14 protein-coding genes are annotated in these 21,227 nt (G+C 72.8%); 6 read left to right on the forward strand and 8 right to left on the reverse strand.

The features are described 5' to 3' along the window. Positions 1 to 15: 15 nt before the first annotated feature. Positions 16 to 618, forward strand: coding sequence for a dephospho-CoA kinase (gene coaE / locus BMX74_RS11060; protein ID WP_055503006.1), 603 nt, complete (start codon positions 16 to 18; stop codon positions 616 to 618). A gap of 22 nt (positions 619 to 640) precedes the next feature. On the opposite strand, the gene BMX74_RS11065 is transcribed toward coaE, so the two are convergent. Beyond that, positions 641 to 6,220, reverse strand: a complete 5,580-nt coding sequence (locus BMX74_RS11065; RefSeq protein WP_055503005.1) for a WD40 domain-containing protein — start codon at positions 6,218 to 6,220, stop codon at positions 641 to 643. A gap of 57 nt (positions 6,221 to 6,277) precedes the next feature. On the opposite strand from BMX74_RS11065, the gene BMX74_RS11070 reads away from it, so the two are divergent. Continuing rightward, a complete protein-coding gene (locus BMX74_RS11070) occupies positions 6,278 to 7,450 on the forward strand; it encodes an ArsB/NhaD family transporter (protein WP_055503004.1) in 1,173 nt (390 codons plus the stop codon). A 98-nt stretch (positions 7,451 to 7,548) separates the two neighbouring features. Next, a complete protein-coding gene (locus BMX74_RS11075) occupies positions 7,549 to 9,615 on the forward strand; it encodes a phosphocholine-specific phospholipase C (protein WP_091099995.1) in 2,067 nt (688 codons plus the stop codon). On the opposite strand, the gene BMX74_RS11080 is transcribed toward BMX74_RS11075, so the two are convergent. The 3 genes from BMX74_RS11080 to BMX74_RS11090 are packed head-to-tail and all read right to left on the reverse strand — an operon-like array spanning position 9,605 to position 12,102. Continuing rightward, positions 9,605 to 10,426, reverse strand: a complete 822-nt coding sequence (locus tag BMX74_RS11080; RefSeq protein WP_055503002.1) for an inositol monophosphatase family protein — start codon at positions 10,424 to 10,426, stop codon at positions 9,605 to 9,607. The genes BMX74_RS11075 and BMX74_RS11080 overlap by 11 nt on opposite strands. A gap of 9 nt (positions 10,427 to 10,435) precedes the next feature. Next, on the reverse strand, positions 10,436 to 11,074 hold the full coding sequence (locus tag BMX74_RS11085) for a hypothetical protein (protein WP_055503001.1): 639 nt from the start codon (positions 11,072 to 11,074) through the stop codon (positions 10,436 to 10,438). Then, positions 11,071 to 12,102, reverse strand: coding sequence for a hypothetical protein (locus tag BMX74_RS11090; protein ID WP_256256873.1), 1,032 nt, complete (start codon positions 12,100 to 12,102; stop codon positions 11,071 to 11,073). The genes BMX74_RS11085 and BMX74_RS11090 overlap by 4 nt, the downstream gene beginning before the upstream one ends. A 234-nt stretch (positions 12,103 to 12,336) precedes the next feature. Between BMX74_RS11090 and BMX74_RS11095 the strand changes: the two genes are divergently transcribed. Continuing rightward, on the forward strand, positions 12,337 to 13,317 hold the full coding sequence (locus tag BMX74_RS11095; RefSeq protein WP_091099997.1) for a PIG-L family deacetylase: 981 nt from the start codon (positions 12,337 to 12,339) through the stop codon (positions 13,315 to 13,317). Here BMX74_RS11095 and BMX74_RS11100 read toward each other — a convergent pair. Genes BMX74_RS11100 through BMX74_RS11110 form a run of 3 tightly spaced genes read right to left on the reverse strand, consistent with a single transcriptional unit; the run spans position 13,226 to position 16,845 of the window. Beyond that, on the reverse strand, positions 13,226 to 13,999 hold the full coding sequence (locus tag BMX74_RS11100) for a sporulation protein (protein WP_055502998.1): 774 nt from the start codon (positions 13,997 to 13,999) through the stop codon (positions 13,226 to 13,228). The genes BMX74_RS11095 and BMX74_RS11100 overlap by 92 nt on opposite strands. 12 nt (positions 14,000 to 14,011) lie before the next feature. Continuing rightward, complete coding sequence (locus tag BMX74_RS11105) at positions 14,012 to 15,268, reverse strand: SPFH domain-containing protein (RefSeq protein WP_055502997.1); 1,257 nt, start codon at positions 15,266 to 15,268, stop codon at positions 14,012 to 14,014. Continuing rightward, entirely contained in the window at positions 15,265 to 16,845 is a 1,581-nt protein-coding gene (locus tag BMX74_RS11110; RefSeq protein WP_055502996.1) for an SPFH domain-containing protein, read from the reverse strand. The genes BMX74_RS11105 and BMX74_RS11110 overlap by 4 nt, the downstream gene beginning before the upstream one ends. Positions 16,846 to 17,051: 206 nt before the next feature. On the opposite strand from BMX74_RS11110, the gene uvrB reads away from it, so the two are divergent. Together uvrB and BMX74_RS11120 are read left to right on the forward strand one after the other, a co-directional pair. Further along, the gene (uvrB, locus tag BMX74_RS11115; RefSeq protein ID WP_091100000.1) at positions 17,052 to 19,163 is read left to right on the forward strand and encodes an excinuclease ABC subunit UvrB; all 2,112 of its coding nucleotides are present in this window, start codon (positions 17,052 to 17,054) and stop codon (positions 19,161 to 19,163) included. An 887-nt stretch (positions 19,164 to 20,050) separates the two neighbouring features. Further along, positions 20,051 to 20,614 (forward strand): hypothetical protein, encoded by a 564-nt coding sequence (locus tag BMX74_RS11120; RefSeq protein WP_256256874.1) that lies wholly within the window; start codon positions 20,051 to 20,053, stop codon positions 20,612 to 20,614. On the opposite strand, the gene BMX74_RS11125 is transcribed toward BMX74_RS11120, so the two are convergent. After that, positions 20,615 to 21,130 carry a Uma2 family endonuclease gene (locus BMX74_RS11125; RefSeq protein WP_091100188.1) on the reverse strand — a complete coding sequence of 172 codons (516 nt, stop codon included), beginning with the start codon at positions 21,128 to 21,130 and terminating at the stop codon, positions 20,615 to 20,617. Positions 21,131 to 21,227 lie beyond the last annotated feature (97 nt).

Consider the following 21,227-nt stretch of genomic DNA (forward strand, 5'->3'; position numbering starts at 1 on the left):
GGATAGGCTTTCCGCGTGCTGAAGATTGGGCTGACCGGCGGCATCGGTTCGGGCAAGAGCGAGGTGTCCAGGCGGCTGTCGGCCAGGGGCGCCGTCGTGGTCGACGCCGACAAGATCGCCCGTGAGGTGGTCGAGCCGGGGACACCGGGGCTGGCGCGCGTGGTGGCCACGTTCGGCGCGGGCGTGCTGCGTCCTGACGGGTCGCTCGACAGGGAGAAGCTCGGCGGCATCGTCTTCAACGACCCGGAGCGGCTCGCGGCGTTGAACGCGATCGTCCACCCGTTGGTGGGGGAGCGGGTGGCGCAGCTGCAGAGCGAGGCCCCCGACGACGCGGTCCTCGTCTACGACGTGCCGCTGCTGGTGGAGAACAAGCTGGCCCCCATGTACGACGTCGTCATCGTCGTCGACGCGCCCGACGAGGTGCGGCTGCGGCGGCTGGCGGAGCACCGGGGCATGGCGGAGGGCGACGCGAAGGCCCGCATCGCCGCCCAGGCGACCCGGGAGGAGCGGCTGGCCGCCGCCGACGTCGTCATCGTCAACGACGGCTCGCTCGACGACCTGGAGGCCCGCGTGGCCGAGGTGTGGGAGCTCCTGCTGCGCCGCGCCGCCCGCGGCTGACGCCCCCTGGAATGCGCCCGGGTCAGATGGGGGCGTCAAGGGGGAGTTGCCGCACCCCCGGCAGGTACGCGTCCAGCTCGCCCAGCTCGAACCGGGTCATGCCGATGACGTGCCAGAACTGGCCGCCCGGGTCGCCCTGCACCTTGTAGCGGCCGTCGGGCGCGAGCGCCGCCCACCCCTCGGGCAGGCCGAGCAGGGTCGCGCGCCGCTCGCCGCCCTCCCACAGGATGACGACGCCGTCGTCGCCCGCGCTGGCCAGCAGGTCGGAGGCGGGGCTGAAGGCGACGGACCACACCCGCCTGGCGTGGCCCCTGAGCGTGTGCAGCAGCCCCCCGCCGGCGGTGTCCCAGACGCGTACGGTGAGGTCGTCGCCGCCGGTGGCGAGCCGTGCGCCTGAGGCGTCGAAGGCGACGCTCCAGAGGCGTCCCTCGTGCCCGTCGAAGGTGTGGACGAGCCGCGGCTGCCAGGGCTGCCCCTCCATCAGCTCCCACATCATGGCCTTGCCGTCGTTGCCGGCGCTGGCGAGGTGGCGTCCCGACGGGGAGAAGGCGACGGAGTACACCCGGTCGGTGTGCCCTTCCAGGGTGGCGACGCGGCCGCCGGAGGCGACGTGCCAGAGCCGGACGAGCCGGTCGTCGCAGCCGGTGGCGACGTAGCGGCCGTCGGGGCTGAAGGCGATGGAGCGGACCCGGCCGCGGTGGTCGACCAGGTTGACGGCCAGCCGCCCGGTGGGCCGGTACCAGATCCGTACGCTGTCGTCGTCGTTGGCGGTGGCGAGCATGTCGCCGTCGGGGCTGAACGCCTCGGCCCAGACGTGGTCGGTCTCGGCGTTGAGTTCGCGCTCGTACTCGCCGGTGACGGCGTTCCAGAAGTGGACGCCGCCGTCGTTGCTGGACGTGGCGAGCACCGGCTTCGCGGGCGAGAACAGGGCGGAGATGAGCCGGTCGGCGCTGCCTGTGAACTCGCGCAGCCGCCGCCCGGTGCGCGGCTCCCAGACGCGGACGACGCCGTCGTTGCCGCTGGTGGCCAGCATGGTGCCGTCGGCGCTGAACCGTACGGAGGAGATGCGCCTGCCGTGGCCGCGCAGCACCCGCTGGCACTTGCCGGTGGCGGGGTCCCACAGGCGTACGGTGCCGTCGTTGCTGCTGGTGGCGAGCTGCTCGCCGTCGGGGCGGAACGCGAACGGCCACACGGAGCTGCGGTGCCCGGTCAGCTCGACCCGCTGACCGCCGCCGACGCCGAGCAGCCGGACGACGCCGCTGGAGTCGCCGCTCGCCAGGGTGCGGCCGTCGGGGCTGAAGGCGACCTGGTAGACGGCGGCGGCGTGGGTGGTGTGGACGCCGAGCGGCTCGCCGGAGACGTCCCAGAGGCGGACGGCGCCCGCGGTGTCGCCGCTGGCGAGCAGCGTGCCGTCGGGGGAGAAGGCCACGCAGTAGACGCTGCCGGCGTGACCGCTGAGGGTGTGCAGCGGGGTCCAGGTGCCGGTGTCCCACAGCCGGACGGTGCCGGCCTCGTCGCCGGTGACGAGCAGGGTGCCGTCGGGGCTGTGCAGGGCGCGGTAGACGCTGCCACGGTGCCCGTCGAGGGTGCGGGCGGTGGCGCCGGTGCGCAGGTCCCAGACGCGGACGGTGCCGCCGGCGTCGCCGGTGACGAGCACGGAGCGGCCGAACGAGGCGGTGTAGACGGGCGCCTGGTGCCCGGCCAGTTCGTGGACGAGGCGTCCGGTGGCGGTCTCCCAGACGCGGACGACGCCGTCGCCGCCGCCCGCGGCGACCAGTTCTCCGTCGTGGCTGAGGCGTACGGGCCAGACGCCGTCGGGGTGGCCGGTGAGCGTGCGGAGGAGGGCGCCGGTCAGGGAGTCCCACAGCCGCACCTCGCCGTCGCCGGCGCCGGTGGCCAGCAGGTGCCCGGCGAAGTGGACGGCGTACACGCGGCCGCGGTGCCCCTGCAGGGTGCGCACCGGCGAGCCGCCGACGCACAGCAGCACGCCGCCGTCCTCGCTGCCGATGGCGATGGTGGACCCGCCGGGGCTGTAGGCGATCGGCTCGGGCAGCCGGCTGGTCTGGAAGTGGTAGCCGTACGGCACGCCGAGGGCGGCGGGGGCGAACTCCACCTCCACGGGCTGGCCGGGCACCACGGCGGCCCCGGGCAGGTGCGGCAGCGTGCCGCTGACCTCGATGAGGGCGGCGCGGTGCCAGCGGGAGCCCTCCAGCAGGGCGTCGCTGAGGTCGGTGCGGGCCAGCCGGGCCCCTGACAGGTCGGCGCCGCGCAGGTCGGCCCCCGCGAGCTTGGCGCCGTCGAGCCTGGCGCCGGTCAGCCTGGCGTCGCGCAGGACCGCGCGGGACAGGTTCGTGCCGACCAGGGTGGCCTCGGACAGGTCGGCCCCGGTGAGGTCGACCTCCTGCAGGTCGCGGGCCGACAGGTCCTCGCCCTTGAGGTTCGCGCCGCGCAGGTCGGCCTTCGCGGGGGTGCGCAGCCTCGCCGCGATCTTGACGGCGTTCGCCCTGGCGACGTCGCCGGGCGGCGGGTCGGCCACCCAGGCGCGCAGCGCGCGCACGTCGGCCAGGTCGCAGAGGAACTCGACGGTGAGCGCCGACAGCGGCCGCCGCGACAGCGCCACCGGGTCGTCGAGCGTCGCGGCGATGTGCCGGGCGATCAGCCACTCCATGACCGAGATGTGGATGAACCCGAACATCCCCTCCTCGGTACGGACGAGCAGGCTGCCCGAACCCATCGCGTACGCGGTGTGGGCGGGGGAGAGCTGGCCGCCCGCGAGGTCGGTCAGCGTCTCGGCGACCTCGGTCAGCTCGTCCACGCCGAGCAGCGCCTCGCCGGAGTCCCACAGCCGCAGCGCGAGCGCCGTCACGGCGTGCCACAGCTCGTCCACGGTGAGGGAGACGGGCGAGCCGGGGACGCGGGCCCGCCGCTCCTCGAAGGCCAGCCAGGAGGTGAGGATCTCCTCGTACAGCAGGGCGGGGCTGAGCGTGTGGCGGGCGGCGGCGACGGTGCGCAGCCGGTCGGCGTCGAGGTCGGCGATGAAGCTCAGCATGCGCGGGTTCTGGGCGAGCGCGAGGAGGTCCTCGACGCCTTCCATGAGCCGCATGCGGGCCGACGCCTCGCCGTGGTCGTCGAACCTGTTGGACAGGTAGGAGCGGATCTGCTCGCGGCTGAAGTCCTCGACGCCGAGGACCCGCCGCTGCGGCAGCACGCCGACCATCTCGCCGAGCGAGGTCAGCACCTGGCTGTGCGACTTGAAGTGCTGGGTGCGGCTGGCGACGACGATCTTCGCCTTGTCCTCGGCCGCGGTGAGCAGGGTGGCCAGGTGGTCGGCGGCGCGGTCGTAGGTGAGGCGGGTGACGAGCTCGTCGAAGCCGTCGAACAACAGCACGATCCTGCCCTGCCTGAGCAGGTAGCGGAACGCCTTGAGGTCGATGAACTCCTCGCCGTGCCCGGCCAGGTGGGCGGCCACGAGCGCGTCGACGGAGTGCGCCTTGTCGAGGGCGCGCAGCTCGATGAGGATCGGGGTGAGGTGGGGCAGCTCCTCGGGGATGCGCCTGGCCAGCTCGCGCAGCGCGAACGTCTTGCCGTGGCCGAAGTCGCCGAGCAGCAGCAGGAACCGGCCGTGGTCGGAGGCCAGCAACCGCATCAGCTCGTCGGTCAGGCCCTCCTTGACCTGGGTGCCGGGGCGGTCGAGCTCGCGGTAGCGCTGCGGGACGTACAGGCCGGGCGGGTAGCGGCGGTCGCCGGTGACTCGGGCGGTCTGCTCCGCGACGTACCCCGACAGGTCGAGCAGGCCCTGGAACTCGGTGAAGCTGCGCAGCCGCACGCCCCTGCGCATGAGGTCGTCGCGCAGGGCGCGCGGCGCGGGCGGGCCCTGGTGGACCAGTTCGGCGGTCAGGCCGGCGGCGTGGGCGCGGCGGGCGAAGCCGGTGGCGGCCTCCTCGGTCAGCTCGCCCGCGTGCGCGCCGATCATGGTCTGCCTGACGAAGCCGTCGTCGGGGTGGGTGACGACGAGGTGGTCGGGGAACCTGCGGATCCTGGCGCGCTCGTGCCTGGCCTCGCAGACCTCGGTGATGCGGTCGAGCAGCAGCTCGACCGGGCTCGGCTCGCGCTCGTCCGGCTTGGGGGCCGGCGCGGGCGCGCCGGGGGTCTCGCCGGTGAACGTGGCGTGCGCGGCCCGCCAGGCGCGGGCGGCCCGCTGGGGCTCGCCGGCGTCGGGCAGCCACAGGCGCGTGCCCTCGGGGGTGATCTCGACGACGTGGTGGCGACCTGACCGCGGGGCCGCCACGTACGGGGCCGCCCCGTCGCGGGCGGCCTCGCCGGAGCCGTGCAGGAGCAGGTTGAGCCGGTGCGCGAGCAGCCGGTCGAAGGTCGTGGCGTCGCGCAGCCCAGCAGGAGGGTGGCCCATCAGGCCGAGCCGCAGCCAGCCGCTCTCCTCGTACGGGCGCAGCCGCTCGGCGAACCAGGCCGCCTGCGCCTCGCCCAGCAGCGCGTACGCGTCGCGCTCCAGGTGGCTCATGGCCATGGTGGAGTTCAGCCCGGCCACGGCCACCTTCAGGTCGGGCACCTCGAAGAGGGTCCAGGGCTGCCCGCCGTCGAAGACACGGTCGTCGAGCCCCTGGAACACCTCGGCGAACAGCCCGGCGAAGTGCCGCCACTTGGGCCAGTACGGCGGCTGCGGGCTGACGTCGTCGGCCTCGCAGGTCAGGAAGTACGCGCTGGCGGCGGCCTTGGTCACGTCGCGCGGGCCGGGCACGATCAGCAGCCGGTGCGGTTCGAGGCCGATGAGCAGCCGAAGGTCGGTGAGGAAACGGGTGGCCTGCCCGAACTGCCCCAGGCTGCCCGACTCGGTCAGGTCGCCGCTCACCACCATGAGGTCGGGGCGCGGCATGCCGCGGTCGTACATGGCGGTGAGGTCGGCCCAGATGCGGGCCTGCATGTCCTCGGGCGTGAACGGGTCGCCGGGGTCGGGCAGGGCCCTGCCGAACCGGGGGCCGCCGATGTGCAGCACGCTGACCGACTCGCGTCCGCGCGGGGCGCCGGAGGCGGGCGGGAACTTCGGCGCGGTGACCGGGGCGCGCCTGGCCCTGGCCCGCTCGGCGGGCGGGGGCAGCGTGGGCGGGGGCGGCGGCGCGGCGGCGCCGGTGGGGAAGGCGGGCGCGGCGTCGGGCTTGGCGCGCCCGGCCATGGCCTCGCCGACCCGGCCCAGGAGCAGCGCCCTGGCGTGGCCCTCGTCGGCGACGCCGAGGAGGTCGACCCAGGTGATGGTGGACAGCAGCCCTTCGAGCTGGACGTCCTCCAGCCGGATCGTCACGAGCTTGTTGGACGGGTTGTCGGGGTCGGCGCGCAGCGCGGCCTGCCACTCCATGCGGCCGTAGCGGGAGGTGAGGTAGTGACGCGAGAGCACGGCCACGACGAGGTGCGCCTCGCTGACCCCGCGGTCCATGAAGTCGATGAAGTTCGTGCCGGGCACGAAGTCCCACGCCTGGATCATGGTGCGGTAGCCCGCGGCCTCCAGCTCCCAGGCGATCCAGGTCGCCCAGGCGGTGTCGGCGGGGGAGTAGCTGACGAAGATGTCGGTCGGCCTGCCGTCGCGCGCCATCTGCCCAGTATCGCTCGCGGGACCCGCGTTCCGCAGCCGGTGTGCGATCATCGTCGAGTGTGGCGGCGTCTCGGTGTGCTCGACTGGATCAGGATCGGCCTGCTCGCGCTCGGGCTGGTCTTCGTGGCCACCGGCCTGCTCCCGCTGAGTGAGGCCAGGGAGAGCTTCGACGAGATCTGGCCGTTGCTGATCTTCCTGGTCGGCGTCATCGTCCTGGCGGAGCTGACCAAGGAGGCCAGGGTCTTCGACGTCATCGCGGCGAGGATGGCGATGCTCGGGCGCGGCAACTACGCGGCGCTCTTCTTTCTTTGTACGGCCTTCGCGTCATTTGTCACGATATTTCTGAATCTTGACACGACGGCCGTGCTCCTCACCCCCGTCATGCTCGCCCTCGCGCCCAGGGCCCGCATCGCCGCCCTGCCCCTGGCCATGACCACCATCTGGCTGGCCAACACCGCGAGCCTGCTGCTGCCCGTCTCCAACCTGACGAACCTCCTGGGCATGCAGAAGATCGGCATGGACGCCCAGGCGTTCGCCGCCCGCATGTGGGCGCCGCAGGTCGCCGCCATCGCCGTCACCATGGCCTTCCTGTGGGCGTTCTACTGGCGCCGGGGCCGGCGCGGCGACCTGCGCTACACCCCGCCGGCCGTGGAGCCGGTCGGCGACCCCGTGCTGTTCGGCGCCGCCTCGGCCGCCTGCCTGGTCTTCATCGCCCTGCTGCTGTTCAAGGCGCACGTCGCGGTGGCGGCGGTGGCGGCGGCGGCCGTCGTCCTCGCCGCCTTCCTCCTCCGCGACCGCTCCCGCCTGTCCTGGGCGCTGGTGCCCTGGCAGCTCGTCGTCTTCGTGACCGGGCTGTTCCTGGTGGTGCCCACGCTGAGCAGGCACGGCCTGGCCGGGCTGATGACCTGGATGATCGGCGCGGAGGGCGACCCCTACCGCGCGGCGGCCGTCGGCGCCGGGCTGTCCAACGCCATCAACAACCTGCCCGCCTTCCAGGCCGTGGCCGCCGTCATCCCGGCCGGCGACCGCGACCTGCTGCTCGCCCTGCTCGTGGGCACCAACGTCGGCCCCGTCGTCACGCCGTGGGCGTCGCTCGCCACGCTGCTGTGGTTCGAGTCGTGCCGCAGGCACGGCGTGCAGGTGCCGATGCGCCGCTTCCTCGCCACCGGCGCCGGCCTCGCCGTGATCGGCACCCTCGCGACCGTCTGGGCGCTCGTCCACGTGGGCTGACGTCGCCCGTTCACCCGGGCGCCACCCCGCGTCAATGGTCTGGATCTTTGCCTTTGCCACGCTGGCCGCGCTCAACCCTGAAGATCGTGAGGTCACCCATGTCCCGTGGACCGTCCCGCCGTACCTTCCTCGCCCTGGGCGCAGGCGTCGCGGCCGGCTCGCTCCTGCCACCGTCCGTGCACCGCGCCCTGGCCATGCCGATGCCCGAGGGCGGCCTGTCCGCCGTCAAGCACGTGGTCTTCCTCATGCAGGAGAACCGCTCGTTCGACCACTACTTCGGCACCATGCGCGGCGTGCGCGGCTTCGGCGACCGCAACGCGATCAGGCTGCGGAACGGCAAGAGCGTCTTCGAGCAGCCGAACGGCGCCGCGAGCGTGCTGCCGTTCCCCGTGCGCGAGGCCGCCGACCTGGTCGGCAAGGACCTGCAGTGGATCAGCGCCCTCGCCCACGGCTGGAGCGACGGCCAGAAGGCCGCCGCCAAGGGCTGGCACGACGGCTGGATCCCGGCCAAGAGCCCGGCCACGATGACGTACTACCGGCGCGAGGACCTGCCGCTGCAGTACGAGCTGGCCGACACCTTCACCATCTGCGACGCCTACCACTGCTCGGTGCTCTCCTCGACCAGCCCGAACAGGAACTACCACGTCTCCGGCCACACCGGCTACGAGCCCGGCACCACCAAGCGCGCCATCGACAACGCCGCGTACGCCGAGGACACCCACGCCGGCTACACCTGGACGAACGCCGGCGAGATCCTGCAGGCCGCCGGACACTCGTGGAAGGTCTACCACGAGTGGGACAACTACGAGGACAACAACCTGGAGTTCTACGCCCGCTTCCGGCAGATCGCCCGCAAGGCGCTGCAGGGCGACTACCGCAGCATGGACTCCTTCTACGGCGCCCTGCGCGGAGCCTCGGAGTCCAGGAGGCAGCAGCTGCTCGCCCGCCTCGACGAGGGCGTGGCCAAGCTGACGGCCGAGGAGCGCGAGCTGTTCGAGCGCTGCCTGCGCCGCGTGCCCGCGGGGCAGCTCGCCGCCTCGTTCCGCGCCGACGTCGAGGCCGGGACGCTGCCGCAGGTCAGCTACATCGTCCCCTCCGCCGCCGACTCGGAGCACCCGAGCGCGTCCTCGCCGATCCAGAGCGCCAGGATCACCTACGACATCCTCGACGCCATCGCCTCGCACCCCGAGACCTGGCAGTCCACCGTCCTGTTCATCACCTACGACGAGAACGACGGCTTCTTCGACCACGTCCCGCCGCCGCTGCCGCCCGCCGACCAGACGTCCGACTACTACGACGGCAACCCGATCGGCCTCGGCATCCGGGTGCCGATGACGGTGGTGTCGCCGTGGAGCGCGGGCGGGCACGTCTGCTCCCAGGTCTTCGACCACACCGCCACCGTCCGCTTCCTGGAGACCTGGCTGGGGGTGCGCTTCCCCGACATCACGCCGTGGCGGCGCGCCGTCTCCGGCGACCTGACCTCGGCGTTCGACTTCTCCGGCAGCTCGCGGCCGCCCGCCCCCGCCAGGCCCGCCGCCGTGCCCGCGTTCACCGGGCGCTGGCGTCCCGCGCCGCCCGCCCAGCAGGCCATGCCCGTGCAGGAGGAGGGCGTCAAGCCGGCCCGGCCGCTGCCGTACCAGCCGAACGCGTGGGCGCGGCTGCTCGGCGACACGCTGGAGCTGACGCTCGCCAACAGCGGCGCGGCGAGCGCGCACCTCGCGCTCTACCCGTACGCGGGCGAGTTCGGCCTGCCCCGGCAGTTCGACGTGCAGGGCAGCGTCACGGAGCAGGTGGCGCTCCCCGGTGACGCGTACGACCTGCTGCTGGTCGGCCCGAACGGGTTCCGGCGCGAGTTCGGCGGCGCCAGGACCGGGGCCGCGGCGCGCGTCCAGGTGTCCAGCGTGATCGACATCGACCCGCGCAGGCTGCGCGTCGAGATCGCCAACAACGGCGACCAGCGGGTGGTGCTGCGCGTACGGGCCCTCGCGTACGGCGACAAGGAGCAGACCGTGCCGCTGCGGCCCGGCCAGTACCGGCAGGTCGTCTGGCCGCTGGAGGACTCCCACGGGTGGTACGACCTGCGCGTCACCTGCGACGAGGACCCGGCCTTCAACCGCCGGCTGATGGGCCACGTCGAGAACGGCCGCCCCAGCGTCACCGGCTGACGCCGGGCCCCCGGCGCAGCAGCGACAGCAGGGCCGGCAGCGCGCGCGGATGGGCGGCCACGAAGCTGCGGTCGTCCTCCGTGCCGTCGATGGCCTCCTCGAACGGGCCGCCGTCGAGCGACCTGATCTCGATCCCGGCCTCCCTGGCGAGCAGCGCGCCCGCGGGGAGGTCGACCGCCTCGGCCCGGTAGCCGACGATGCCGTCGATGTCGCCGCGCGCCAGCATCGCCCAGGCCAGCAGCGGCGCCCACAGCTGCAGCACCCGCCTGGCGTTGAGGTCGAGCGCCGACTTCAGCGCGCGGACCCGCGCGTCGTCCCTGGTGACGGCGTACCCCTGGGTCCAGGCGAGCAGCGGCCCGTGCGGGCTCGCGCTGTAGGCGGCGGCCAGCCGGGTGCCCGGCGAGGCGACGGCGCCGCGGTCGCGGATCGCCGACCAGGTGCGGCAGGTGACCGGGTCGTGCACGACCCCCACCACGGGCAGCCCGGCCCGGCACAGCGCGAGGCCGACGACGTAGGCGGGCAGGCCGATGGCCAGGTTGTTGGTGCCGTCGAGCGGGTCGACCAGCCAGGTCCACTCGCTCTCGGCGGCCCCGGCCAGCCCCGACTCCTCGGCGATCACCCGGTGCGACGGGTACGCCGTCAGGATCCGCTCCAGCAGCAGCTTCTCCGAGGCCAGGTCGAGGTCGGTCACCACGTCGCCGGAGCCGCCCTTGGCCCGCACGCCGAGCGAGCCGGGCGCCCCGGCCCGCAGCAGCGCTCCCGCGGCCTCCGCGGCCTCCACGGCGACCGCACGCGCGTGATCAAGGTCCATGGGACCCCCTCAGGTCAGGTGGGCGGCGATCAGTCGGACGGCGAGCGCCGTCTCCTCCGGGTCGAGGGGCTGTCTGGCGACGTGGTGGGTGCCCACGCCCAGCGGGCCGAGCGACAGGTCGCGGCTCCCCGGGCGGCCCCGGCCGAGCGCGATCGTGGCGGCCTCGCCGCCCTCCGGCACCACGCTGCTGTGGAAGCGGTCGGCGGGCAGCGTGTACGTCTCGCCGGGGCCGAACACCTCCACCAGCCCCGTGGCGTGCCTGACCGTGCGCGGCGTGGGCGAGATGCGGTCGCCGTCGGCGCCGCTCACCACCTCGAACACCCGGTGCGTCGCGTCGGGCCCGGCGTCGGAGACCACCGCGTGGACGTTGCGCACCTGGCCGTACAGGACGTGGCTGACGAGGTCCCAGCTGTGGCAGTGGATCTGGGACGTCGTGCTCTCGGCGGGCGCGAGCGACGTGGACCACAGATGGAGGCATACCCCGTCGCCGCCGTCGCGTTCGAGCGGCAGGCAGACGAATCCCAGCGGGTGGCGCACCGCCGCGACGCGGGCCGGGCGCGCGACGGCATCGACGGCCGCGAGCGCCTCCAGCGCCCACGCCCTCGCCTCGCCGGCGAGGACCCGCCGGTGGACGGCCCCGTAGCTCATGACCCGTACGGGTTCACGGCCCGCAGCGCCTTGCGCGCGATGTCGACGACGTCCCTGCCGTTGTAGGACCTCGGCAGGGGCACCCCGATGCGTTCGAACAGCTCCTGCACCTCCTCGATGGTCGGCTCGTCGCTCAGCGGCGCCTTCTTGTACGCCTCCAGCGGCACCCGGCGGGCCTGCTCGAAGCTGAGCCGCAGCTCGGTGTCGCAGTTCTCGTAGTAGAAGGTGCCGGCGAGCGCGGTCATGGCCCGGTTCGGGTCCTCGACCGTCATGATCAGGCGGGTGTCCGACAGGTCCCAGCGGAACGTCGTCATCGTGGACGACAGGCCCACCGCGATGTCGAGCAGCCCGTAGCGCTGGCGGTACCAGAAGGCGGCCAGGATCGTCGCGTACGACTCCTTCCTGACCCTGTCGGTCGTCCAGGTCTCGCCGGTGGCGTCGGGCGCGTCGGACAGCGAGCGGCGGTAGTGGGCGTAGGTCTCGCACACCTCGGTGTCGGCCGGGTCGATGATCTCGACCCTGACGGTGAGGTGGCGCTTGTCGCGCCTGGCCGCCGCCACGCAGGCGGGCAGGGTGACGGCCCGCAGGTACGTGCCGGTGCCGCCCTTGAAGCTCCACCTGGTGGTGTCCTTGCGCGCCTCGGCGTGGGCCTGCGCGATCTCCTGCCTGCTGCCGAGCACCCTGACGAGCTGCAGCGCGTCGAGCGCCTTGCGGGTGCCGGTGACCAGCGTCTCGATCTCCTCCAGCCGGGCCAGCCGCACGGGCAGCTGGGCCAGCGCCCCGGAGGTGATGGTCTCCTCGACGGGCGCCTGCCTGGCCCGGTCGCGCAGCAGCGCGGTGGCCACCAGCGCCATGATCACGAGCGTGGCGGCGTTGACGAGCTGGGTCTGCACGTCGGTGGGCACGACCTCGTTCGGCATGATGCCGAGGACGCCGATCACGATGGCCAGCAGGAGCGCGATGGCCCCGTCGGCGTTCTGCGCCGCCCACGGTGCGATCCGCTTCAGCGCCGCCCAGAACCGTGCCATCGCTTCGCCCCGTCATCCGACGATCAGTCAGTCCCCGAGGTCATGGTAACGACCGCGCCATGCGGCGACCAGGGAACGGAGAGGAGCGATCTCCTACCTGAGGATGACTGGATAAATCCCCCTGAGTCATAAGGCGTGGCGATCTTGCCGCTCTACGCTGGAGCTACACGGGGGTGGGAAGTGAAGGGGTTACGCGCGTCCTCTCGGACGGCGGGCAGGAGCCTGGCCGCGGTCGTGACCGCGCTCGCGCTCGTCGCCGTCACGGCGTGCCCGGTGCCGCCGTCCGCCGCGCTCGCCGCGGCCGACCAGCCGGCGCCCGGGGAGCGGTTCCTGCAGGTCGTCGCGCATCCCGACGACGACCTGCTGTTCATGAGCCCCGACCTGTACGGGTCGGTGCTGCGCGGCCTGCCGACCGTCACCGTGTACCTCACCGCGGGCGAGGGCATGGCCGGCGTCGACGACGGCCGCGACCCGTCCGCGTACGCGCGGGCCCGCGAGGAGGGGCTGCGCGCCGCGTACGCCTACCTGGCGGGGGTGCGCGACGTGTGGCACGAGGGGACGCTGCGCGCGGACGGCCTGGAGCTGCGCACCGCGGTGCTCGCCGACCGGCCGCGGGTGCGGCTGGTGTTCGCCCGGCTGCCCGACGGCGGAGACCCGCGCGCCGACGGCGGCGGCGACGCCCTGACCCGGCTGTGGGAGGGCCGCTCGTGCGTCCGCCGCTTCGCCGCCGCCTTCGAACGTCCCTGCCTGCGCCGGGGGAACGTGCTGCGCCTGCTGCGCGCCCTGTACGCCAGGTTCCGTCCGACCGTGCTGCGCACCCTCGACCCCGACCCGCCCGCCGCGGGCCGCCACTGCGACCACCCGGACCACGTCGCCTCCGCCCGCTTCGCGCTGGCCGCGGCCGGCGGACTCGCCCTGCGGGTCGTGTCGTACCGCGGCTACCCGATGACGTGGTGGGCGCCCAACGTGGACGCGCGGGCGCGCGAGCTCAAACGCCGCGTCTTCGGGGTGTACCGGGCGCACGACTACCGGGCCGCGCGCGGCTGGCGCTACCAGGCCTGGACCGAGCGGATGTACCGGATCGCCGGACGGCCCGCCTGGCCGCCCGGCCCCGCCCCTGCCGTCAGAACCAGCCCCGGCGCCTGGCCATCTGCTCCAGGCCCCGCTCCAGAGCCTGGTCGGCCGACCCCGGGTGGTCGTCGTAGCGCACCGTGAAGCGGTTGTAGGTGTCGTGGCTGGAGGTCAGGAAGCCGCCGCGCTTGTCGGCCTCCAGGATGACGTCCATCTGCCGCGGGCCCGCGATGAACGTCAGCTCCAGCTCGTTGAAGTGCCGCCGCCACGGGCCGCCCGCGAAGTACTCGATCTCCTGGAAGAACGGCATCGTCGAGCCGTGCAGCGTCCCGCGCTCCAGGTCGGCCTTCTTGAAGTGGAAGCCCATGCGGTCGAGCGCGGCGATGACGTGCTCCTGCGCCGGCAGCGGGCTGACGAACAGCGGGTCGAGGTCGCCCTTGTCGAGCGCGCCCGCCAGCGCCAGCTCCGTCTGGACCCCCAGCTTCATGCCGTGCAGCGGGTGACCGCCGATCGCGCTGATCGGCGTCTCCCACGGCACGGGGATCTCGAACGGCTGGCTGTGCTGCGCGCCCGCCGCGAGCTGGAACGTGCCCGCCACCTGCTGGCGCAGGAAGCTGTACGTCGTCTTGTACTCGTTGTCGCCGCTCTCCACCTCGACCACGGCGGTCAGATCGACGAAGATGCCCTCGACCTTGTAGTCGGAGGAGCCGCCGCGGAAGTGGACGGTCCCGCGCAGCGGTTCGCCGGGGCGCACGCCCGTGTTGGCGAGGACCGTGTCGACCTCGACGCCCGCGCCGAACGCGGCCATCAGCTTGCGAAACACCATGGGGTTCTTCTCCTAGCTGTGCGGTTGGGACTGACCGTTGACGGCGTTGGTGGGGGCGCTCGCGGGGACGGCGCCGGACAGACGGGGGAGGAGCTGGGCCAGCAGTAGCGTGGACAGCGCCGAGTCGCCGCCCTCCCTGGTGCGCACCACCAGCGGCTGCGGCGCCTGCTCGGCCAGCCTGGCGCCCACGTCGAGCCGCCTGCGGGCCAGCTCGTACCGCAGCACCGCCCGGTTGTCCCGGTACGACTCCGCCAGCCTGCGCAGCGCCTTGGCCTCGTTCTCCGCGGCCGTCAGCTCGGCCCGGCCGCGTGCCTCGATCTCCCAGCGCACCCGCTGCGCCTCGGTCTCCTGCTCCTCCAGCATGCGCGCGACGTCCTTGCGCGCCTTGTTGTAGGCCGCCTTGACCTCGACCACGCGCGCGTCGCGGGTCTTCTTCGAGCGCTCGATCTCCATGAGCAGCGTGTCGATGCGGCGCTTGCGGGTCAGCTCCCACTCGCGCTCGTACGCCGACAGCTCCTTGGCGACCTTCTCGCGGGTGGCCAGGTGCTGCTGGTACTGGTCGGGGAGCTGCACGTCCGGGATGTTGGCGCCGGTGACGCGCACGCCGTACCTGCCGAGCTGGCGGTTGAGCGCGTCCTGCATGTCGCCGACGTCGGAGCCGCGCAGGTCGTAGGCGCGCTCGGTGTTGACCCTGCGGCTGCGCTGCCTGATCGCGTCCTGCACGGCGCTGGCCAGCACCAGGTCGAAGTTGCCCGCGCCGATCGTGCGGACGAACGCCACCGGGTCGACGATGCGGAACTTCAGGAAGAACTCGATGGACTTCAGCGGCACGTTCTCGGCCGTCGGGCAGGCCACGATCGGCGCCGAGTACGGGATCTCCGTCGAGGTGTCCACCACGGCGTCCACCCGGTCCCAGGGCAGCCACAGGTAGTGGCGGCCGGGCGGCAGCGTCCCGGTGATCGCGCCCCACCGGCTGCGGACCCCCGTCGTGCCCTCCTCGATCTCGATGATCGCCTTGCGCCACATCAGGATCGCCGCGAGGGCCAGGAAGAACAGCGCGGCCAGCGCCGCCACGACCGTGAGGTCGGTGGCGACCGCCATGCCGGCGAAGTAGACCGCCAGGAAGACCAGCGCCATCCATGAGAAGCCGCGCCGGTCCTTCGGGATGACGACGGGCACGAGCTGCCCCTGCTCGCCGCCGCGCAGCAGCTGGCGGATCTCGGACCAGGAGGCCAGCGACTCCTTGATCTTCGAGAACTCCCTGCTCATCGGACCTCACCCTCACTCGTCACGTCGAAGGAGCCGGGGACGGGCCCGGGCTCCTGCCCGTCCGCCGCGGTGCCGCCGAGCAGCGCGGCGATCTCGGACTCGCGGCCGCGCACGCGCAGCGCGATGGCGTCCAGGCGGGCGCGGATGGCCGCCATGTCCTCGGCGGAGAACAGCCCGGCGTCCCTGGCGCCGACGAGCTGCTGCGCGAGGGCCAGGAAGTCGATGTCGGTCTGCTCGCCCACCTGCACGACCTGCGGCAGCCGGGTCGCGACCGACTCCAGCTTGTCGAGCAGGTCCTGTTGGAAGCGGTAGTCGAGGATCTCCGGCGCCTCCGCCGCGCTCAGCGCCCTGATGTCGAGGGCCTGCGCCTCCAGCAGCGCCGAGTTGGCCTTCGCCGTGGACTCCGCCTCGACCAGGCGCTGCCTGGCCTGCGCCGTGGCCTGGTGGCTCGCGCGCTCCAGCGCGGTGTCCATGCGGGCCTGGTAGCCGGCGATCTCGGCCTGGATCGCGCTCAGCGTCTCCTGCAGCCCGGCCAGCTCCTTCACCAGGTCGCCCTCGTTCTGCTCCTTGCGGAGCTGGAGCTCGTACTCGTACGTGTACGCCTCCTTGGCCACCCGTACCATCTCGGGGGCCGCGAGGTCCATGCGGTACTCCTGGCTCGACGGCTCTGCGTGGGTGATGTTGACGTCGGTGAGCCGCACGGCGGGCAGGAACTGCTGGTTCAGGCTCTCCAGCATGCCCACGGTGCTCTCGCCGACCAGGTCGTAGATGTCCTCGGCGCGCTGGGCGTAGATGAGGGAGCGCGTGACCTCGCTGATGGCGTTCTGCAGCTTCGACTGGAAGCCGCTGACCGAGCCGAGCACGAAGATGAACTCCGCCGGGTTCTCGATCCTGAACTGCAGGAACAGATCGACGCTGGCCTTGACGCCCTGCTGCGTCGGCGCCTCGCGGATCGGCGCGTTGAACGGGTACTCGCGGGTGGTGTTGACGATGTAGCTGACCCGCTTCCACGGGTTGAACAGCGTCACCCGGCCCGGCTCCGCGATGTGCACGAGCTTGCCGAACTTGGTGATGAGCGCCTTGCAGCCCTCGGGCACCATCACCACGCTGCGCCGCCACCACAGGAACGCGGCCGCCAGCACGAGCACCAGCCAGTAGTGCGGCCCGAAGATCAGCTCCGTCCTGGGGATGACGTTGCCCAGGGCCCCGATCAGGCCGAGCACCACCAGGACGCCGAGCGGCACGACCACCTTCGCCGTGCTCCCCTTGGGGATCACCACCGGAGAGATGACGTGCATGCCGTTCTCGGCGAAGCTGCGGTTGATGATCTCGCCCGCCTCGTTCAGCGAGGCCGTCCTCGCCTCGATGAGCGTGCCGACCGAGGCGCCCCCGTCGCGCGCGGCGGCGAAGTCGTGGGGGTTGAGCGCGAATCCGGGGGCCTGCCCGCCGGGCTCGCCGGTCTGGCCCACGACCTGGCCCACGGCCTGACCCATCGCCTGACGGAGATCACCTCCCTGCGCGACCGCCTGGATCATCCCCTGGCCGGCGTGGATCAGGGCCTCTCTGGGTCGTGACATCGAACCTTCCTTCTCCGCTACGGGGGCGAATCCGACCGTATCGGGCAACGCTTACTGTTCGCTTGCAAAGGAGGCGCAGCGGCGGCGTGACCTCCGGGCAGCACCGTGACGACCGGAGGAAGGGCCGTGACCTGCGCTTTCCCGGGGGAGGGGGGCGCCGGCCGGCGGGTGGCGATTATGTCGGTGGGTCGGCCTACAGTGGCAGCATGCGTCCGGTCACAGATTTGCAGCGGAAGGTGGCGCCCTTCAAGGTCGTCACCGAGATGACTCCTTCCGGCGACCAGCCGACGGCCATCGCCGAGCTGGAGCGCCGCGTCAGGGCCGGCGAGAAGGACAGCGTCCTGCTGGGCGCCACCGGCACCGGCAAGACCGCCACGATCGCCTGGCTGATCGAGCGGCTCCAGCGGCCCACCCTGGTCATGCAGCCCAACAAGACGCTCGCCGCGCAGTTCGCCAACGAGCTGCGGGAGATGCTGCCCGGCAACGCGGTCGAGTACTTCGTCTCGTACTACGACTACTACCAGCCCGAGGCGTACGTCCCGCAGAGCGACACCTACATCGAGAAGGACTCCTCGATCAACGACGAGGTCGAGCGGCTGCGCCACTCGGCCACCAACTCGCTGCTCACCCGCCGCGACACCATCGTCGTCGCCTCCGTCTCCTGCATCTACGGCCTGGGCACGCCGCAGGAGTACGTCGACCGCATGACCAGGCTGCGCGTCGGCATGGACATCGACCGCGACCAGCTCCTGCGCCGCCTCGTCGACATGCAGTACACCCGCAACGACCTCGCCTTCACCCGGGGCACGTTCCGCGTGCGCGGCGACACGATCGAGATCATCCCGAAGTACGAGGAGCTGGCCGTCCGCATCGAGATGTTCGGCGACGAGATCGAGAAGCTCGCCACGATGCACCCGCTCACCGGCGAGGTCATCACCGAGGACGAAGAGCTCTACATCTTCCCCGCCTCCCACTACGTCGCGGGCGAGGAGCGCATGTCCTCCGCCGTCCGGGGCATCGAGGCCGAGCTGGCCGAACGGCTGTCCGAGCTGGAGCGCCAGGGCAAGCTGCTGGAGGCGCAGCGGCTGCGCATGCGCACCACGTACGACATCGAGATGATGCGCCAGATCGGCACCTGCTCCGGCATCGAGAACTACTCGCGCCACATGGACGGCCGCGAGCCCGGCAGCGCGCCCAACACCCTGCTCGACTACTTCCCCGAGGACTTCCTGCTGGTGCTCGACGAGTCGCACCAGACCGTGCCCCAGATCGGCGCCATGTACGAAGGCGACGCCTCCCGCAAGCGCACCCTGGTCGAGCACGGCTTCCGGCTGCCGTCGGCGCTCGACAACCGGCCGCTGAAGTGGGAGGAGTTCCTCGACCGCATCGGCCAGACCGTCTACCTGTCCGCCACCCCCGGGCCGTACGAGCTGGGCCGGGTCAAGGGCGAGGTCGTCGAGCAGGTCATCCGGCCCACCGGCCTGGTCGACCCCGAGATCGTCGTCAAGCCCACCAAGGGCCAGATCGACGACCTGGTGCACGAGATCCGCACCCGCGCCGAGCGCGACGAGCGCGCCCTCGTCACCACGCTGACCAAGAAGATGGCCGAAGACCTCACCGACTACCTTCTCGAACTCGGCATCCGGGTGCGCTACCTGCACAGCGAGGTCGACACGCTGCGCCGCATCGAGCTGCTGCGCGAGCTGCGCACCGGCGAGTTCGACGTGCTCGTCGGCATCAACCTGCTCCGCGAGGGCCTCGACCTGCCCGAGGTGTCGCTCGTCGCCATCCTCGACGCCGACAAGGAGGGCTTCCTGCGCTCCGAGACGTCCCTCATCCAGACGATCGGCCGCGCCGCCCGCAACGTCTCCGGCCAGGTCCACATGTACGCCGACAAGATCACCCCCTCGATGGAGCGGGCGATCGACGAGACCAACCGGCGCCGCGCCAAGCAGGTCGCGTACAACGAGGCCAACGGCATCGACCCGCAGCCCCTGCGCAAGAAGATCGCCGACATCCTCGACTCCCTGCAGCGCGAGGACGCCGACACCCAGCAGCTCATGGGCGGCGGGCGGCAGCAGTCGCGCGGCAAGGCGCCCGTGCCCGGCTTCGCCCCCAAGCAGGCCGCGGGGCAGCACGCCAAGGCGATCGCGGGCGAGATGCCGCGGGCCCAGATGGAGTCGCTCATCGAGTCGCTGACCGAGCAGATGCACCAGGCGGCGGCCGACCTCCAGTTCGAGGTGGCGGCCCGCCTCCGCGACGAGATCAAGGAACTCAAGCGCGAACTCCGCGACATGCGCGAAGCCGGCGTCCACTGACACGCCGTCCCCCGGCCCCTCCCGCGGGGCGGTCACCTCGGGGAGGGCCCGCCGCCGACCACGTCTCCGGCGACGGCCTGGAAAGGGCTGGGCGAGCAGCAACGGCATGCGTGGCCGGGTGTCGGCAGGTCTCCCCGACCCGGCGGCCGCACCCGGCCCGCCTGCCGCACCGGGGCCCGCCTGCCGCATCGGGCCCGGCGGCCGCATCGGGCCCGGCGGCCCCACCAGGCCCGCCGGCCTCACCGGGCGTGCGCTCTCCACGCGCCGGGCGCTCCCCGTGCCTTGCCCCCCCGTGCCTTGCCCCCCGTCCGGCGGCAGGCCTTCGCTGGTGCGCCCCTGCGAGAGGGCTCGGAACGGCAGGAACCGACGCGCCACCGGTCCACGTCGGTCCTCCCGGCGCGAAGGGGAGCGTCTACGAGAGCCCGAGGGCGCCCACGGCTGTGAGCCGCAGCCCGGGTTGCGGCTGAGAAGGGGCGTCGCGCGGGCTGGGGCTGGACCCGGGTGGCTCTCAAGCGCGGGACGTGCGCCCCGCACCCCGCCTACCCCGCAGGCCCCGCGCACCCCGCCGACCCCGCGAACCCCAAGGGCCCCGCCGACCCCGCCTACCCCGCGTGGCCCCGCCCCGCCGCCTCCACGACCACGCCGGCCCCGCATTGCACCACAGGCACCGCCTATCACGCAGGCCCCGCACCGGACCGCCGGCGCCGCAGTGCACCGCCGGCACCGCGAACCACGTGGGCCCCGCGCCGCACAGCCGGCGCCGCAGTGCACCGTCGGCACCGGGAAAACCAAGTGGGCCCCGCAGCGCACCGCCGGCACCGCGCGGGGTGCCGTCGGGGGCGGAAAACGGTGTGCGGGGGCTGCGGGGGCGGTAGTAGCGTGCGGGCATGCGGCGGTGTGGGGAGTGCGGGTCTTTCGAGCCGGCCGGAGCCCCCGGCTGCGGCCGGTGCGCCGGGCTGGTGGACGAGATCGTCGAGGCCGGCTGGCGGGAGTTCCTGCGAGCGGAGTTCGGCGCGGCGCAGGAGCCGTCCGACGTGCGGCTGGTCGCCGAGATGGTCGTGGACGAGCCCAACCGGCACCCCTGGCGGGTCGTCGACGCCGCCTACGACCGGCTGACCTGCGCCGAGTGCGGCGGCAGGCTGAGCCGAGGGCCCGCGTCCTGCTCGGCCTGCGGCTTCGCGAACGGCTTCCGCTATTCGGCGATCGAGGTGGACCGTCCGGGCGTCCCACCGGGCAACGAGCACGCCCTGCGGGTGAACGTCGCCGTGGTGCGCCGCCCCGACGGGGTGTCCGCGTCCGAGGTGCTGATGCGCCGTCTGTCCCTTCCCCTCCTGCTGGAGGGCCGGCTGCCCACGAACGCGCAGGCGCAGGCCACGAAGGCGCTCGTCCAGAAGGGCGCAGGCGAGGAGGAAGTGGCCGCCTTCATCCACCGCGAGTGGGGCAGCGGCTGATCAACCGCCGGCGAGCCCGAGGTCGAGATCCAGCTCCACCGGGAAGCCGACGTCGACGCTCAGCCGCTTCCGGTGGACGCCGGTGGGCACGTACGCCTTGACCGCCGGTTCGAGCTCGAAGGTGTACACCACGGGCGCGCCGTCCTCCTGCTCCACCCGCCAGAAGTGCCTGATGCCGGCGTCGGAGTACTTGATGGGCTTGGTGGTCCGGTCCCGGTCCCGCGACTCGTCCGAGACGACCTCGATCACGAGATGGACGCTCTCCGGCTGGAACGAGGTGGTCCTGGGCGTGAACGCCGACCGGTCGACCACGAGCACGTCCGGCTCGGGCCGCTGGCGCAGGCCGAGGGTCACGGTCATCTCGCGGACCACCATGAGGTGCTGCGGAGGATGGAGCCCACGCTCGAGCAGCCGCAGGGCGAGCATGTGGAAGCCGTCCTGTGGCGGCCTCACGACGAGGGAACCGTCGATCAGCTCGACGTGCCGGGGCGCGTCAGCGGGCAGGTGATCGAGCATGCCGGCGGTCCAGCCGCCCGGAGGCTCCGGACGGAGCCGGCCGGGACGCCGCGCGGTCACCCGGACGTCTCCGCGATCGGTGCCACCACGGCGTCAT

The sequence above is a fragment of the Nonomuraea pusilla genome, assembly GCF_900109355.1.
Classification (GTDB): Bacteria; Actinomycetota; Actinomycetes; order Streptosporangiales; family Streptosporangiaceae; genus Nonomuraea; species Nonomuraea pusilla.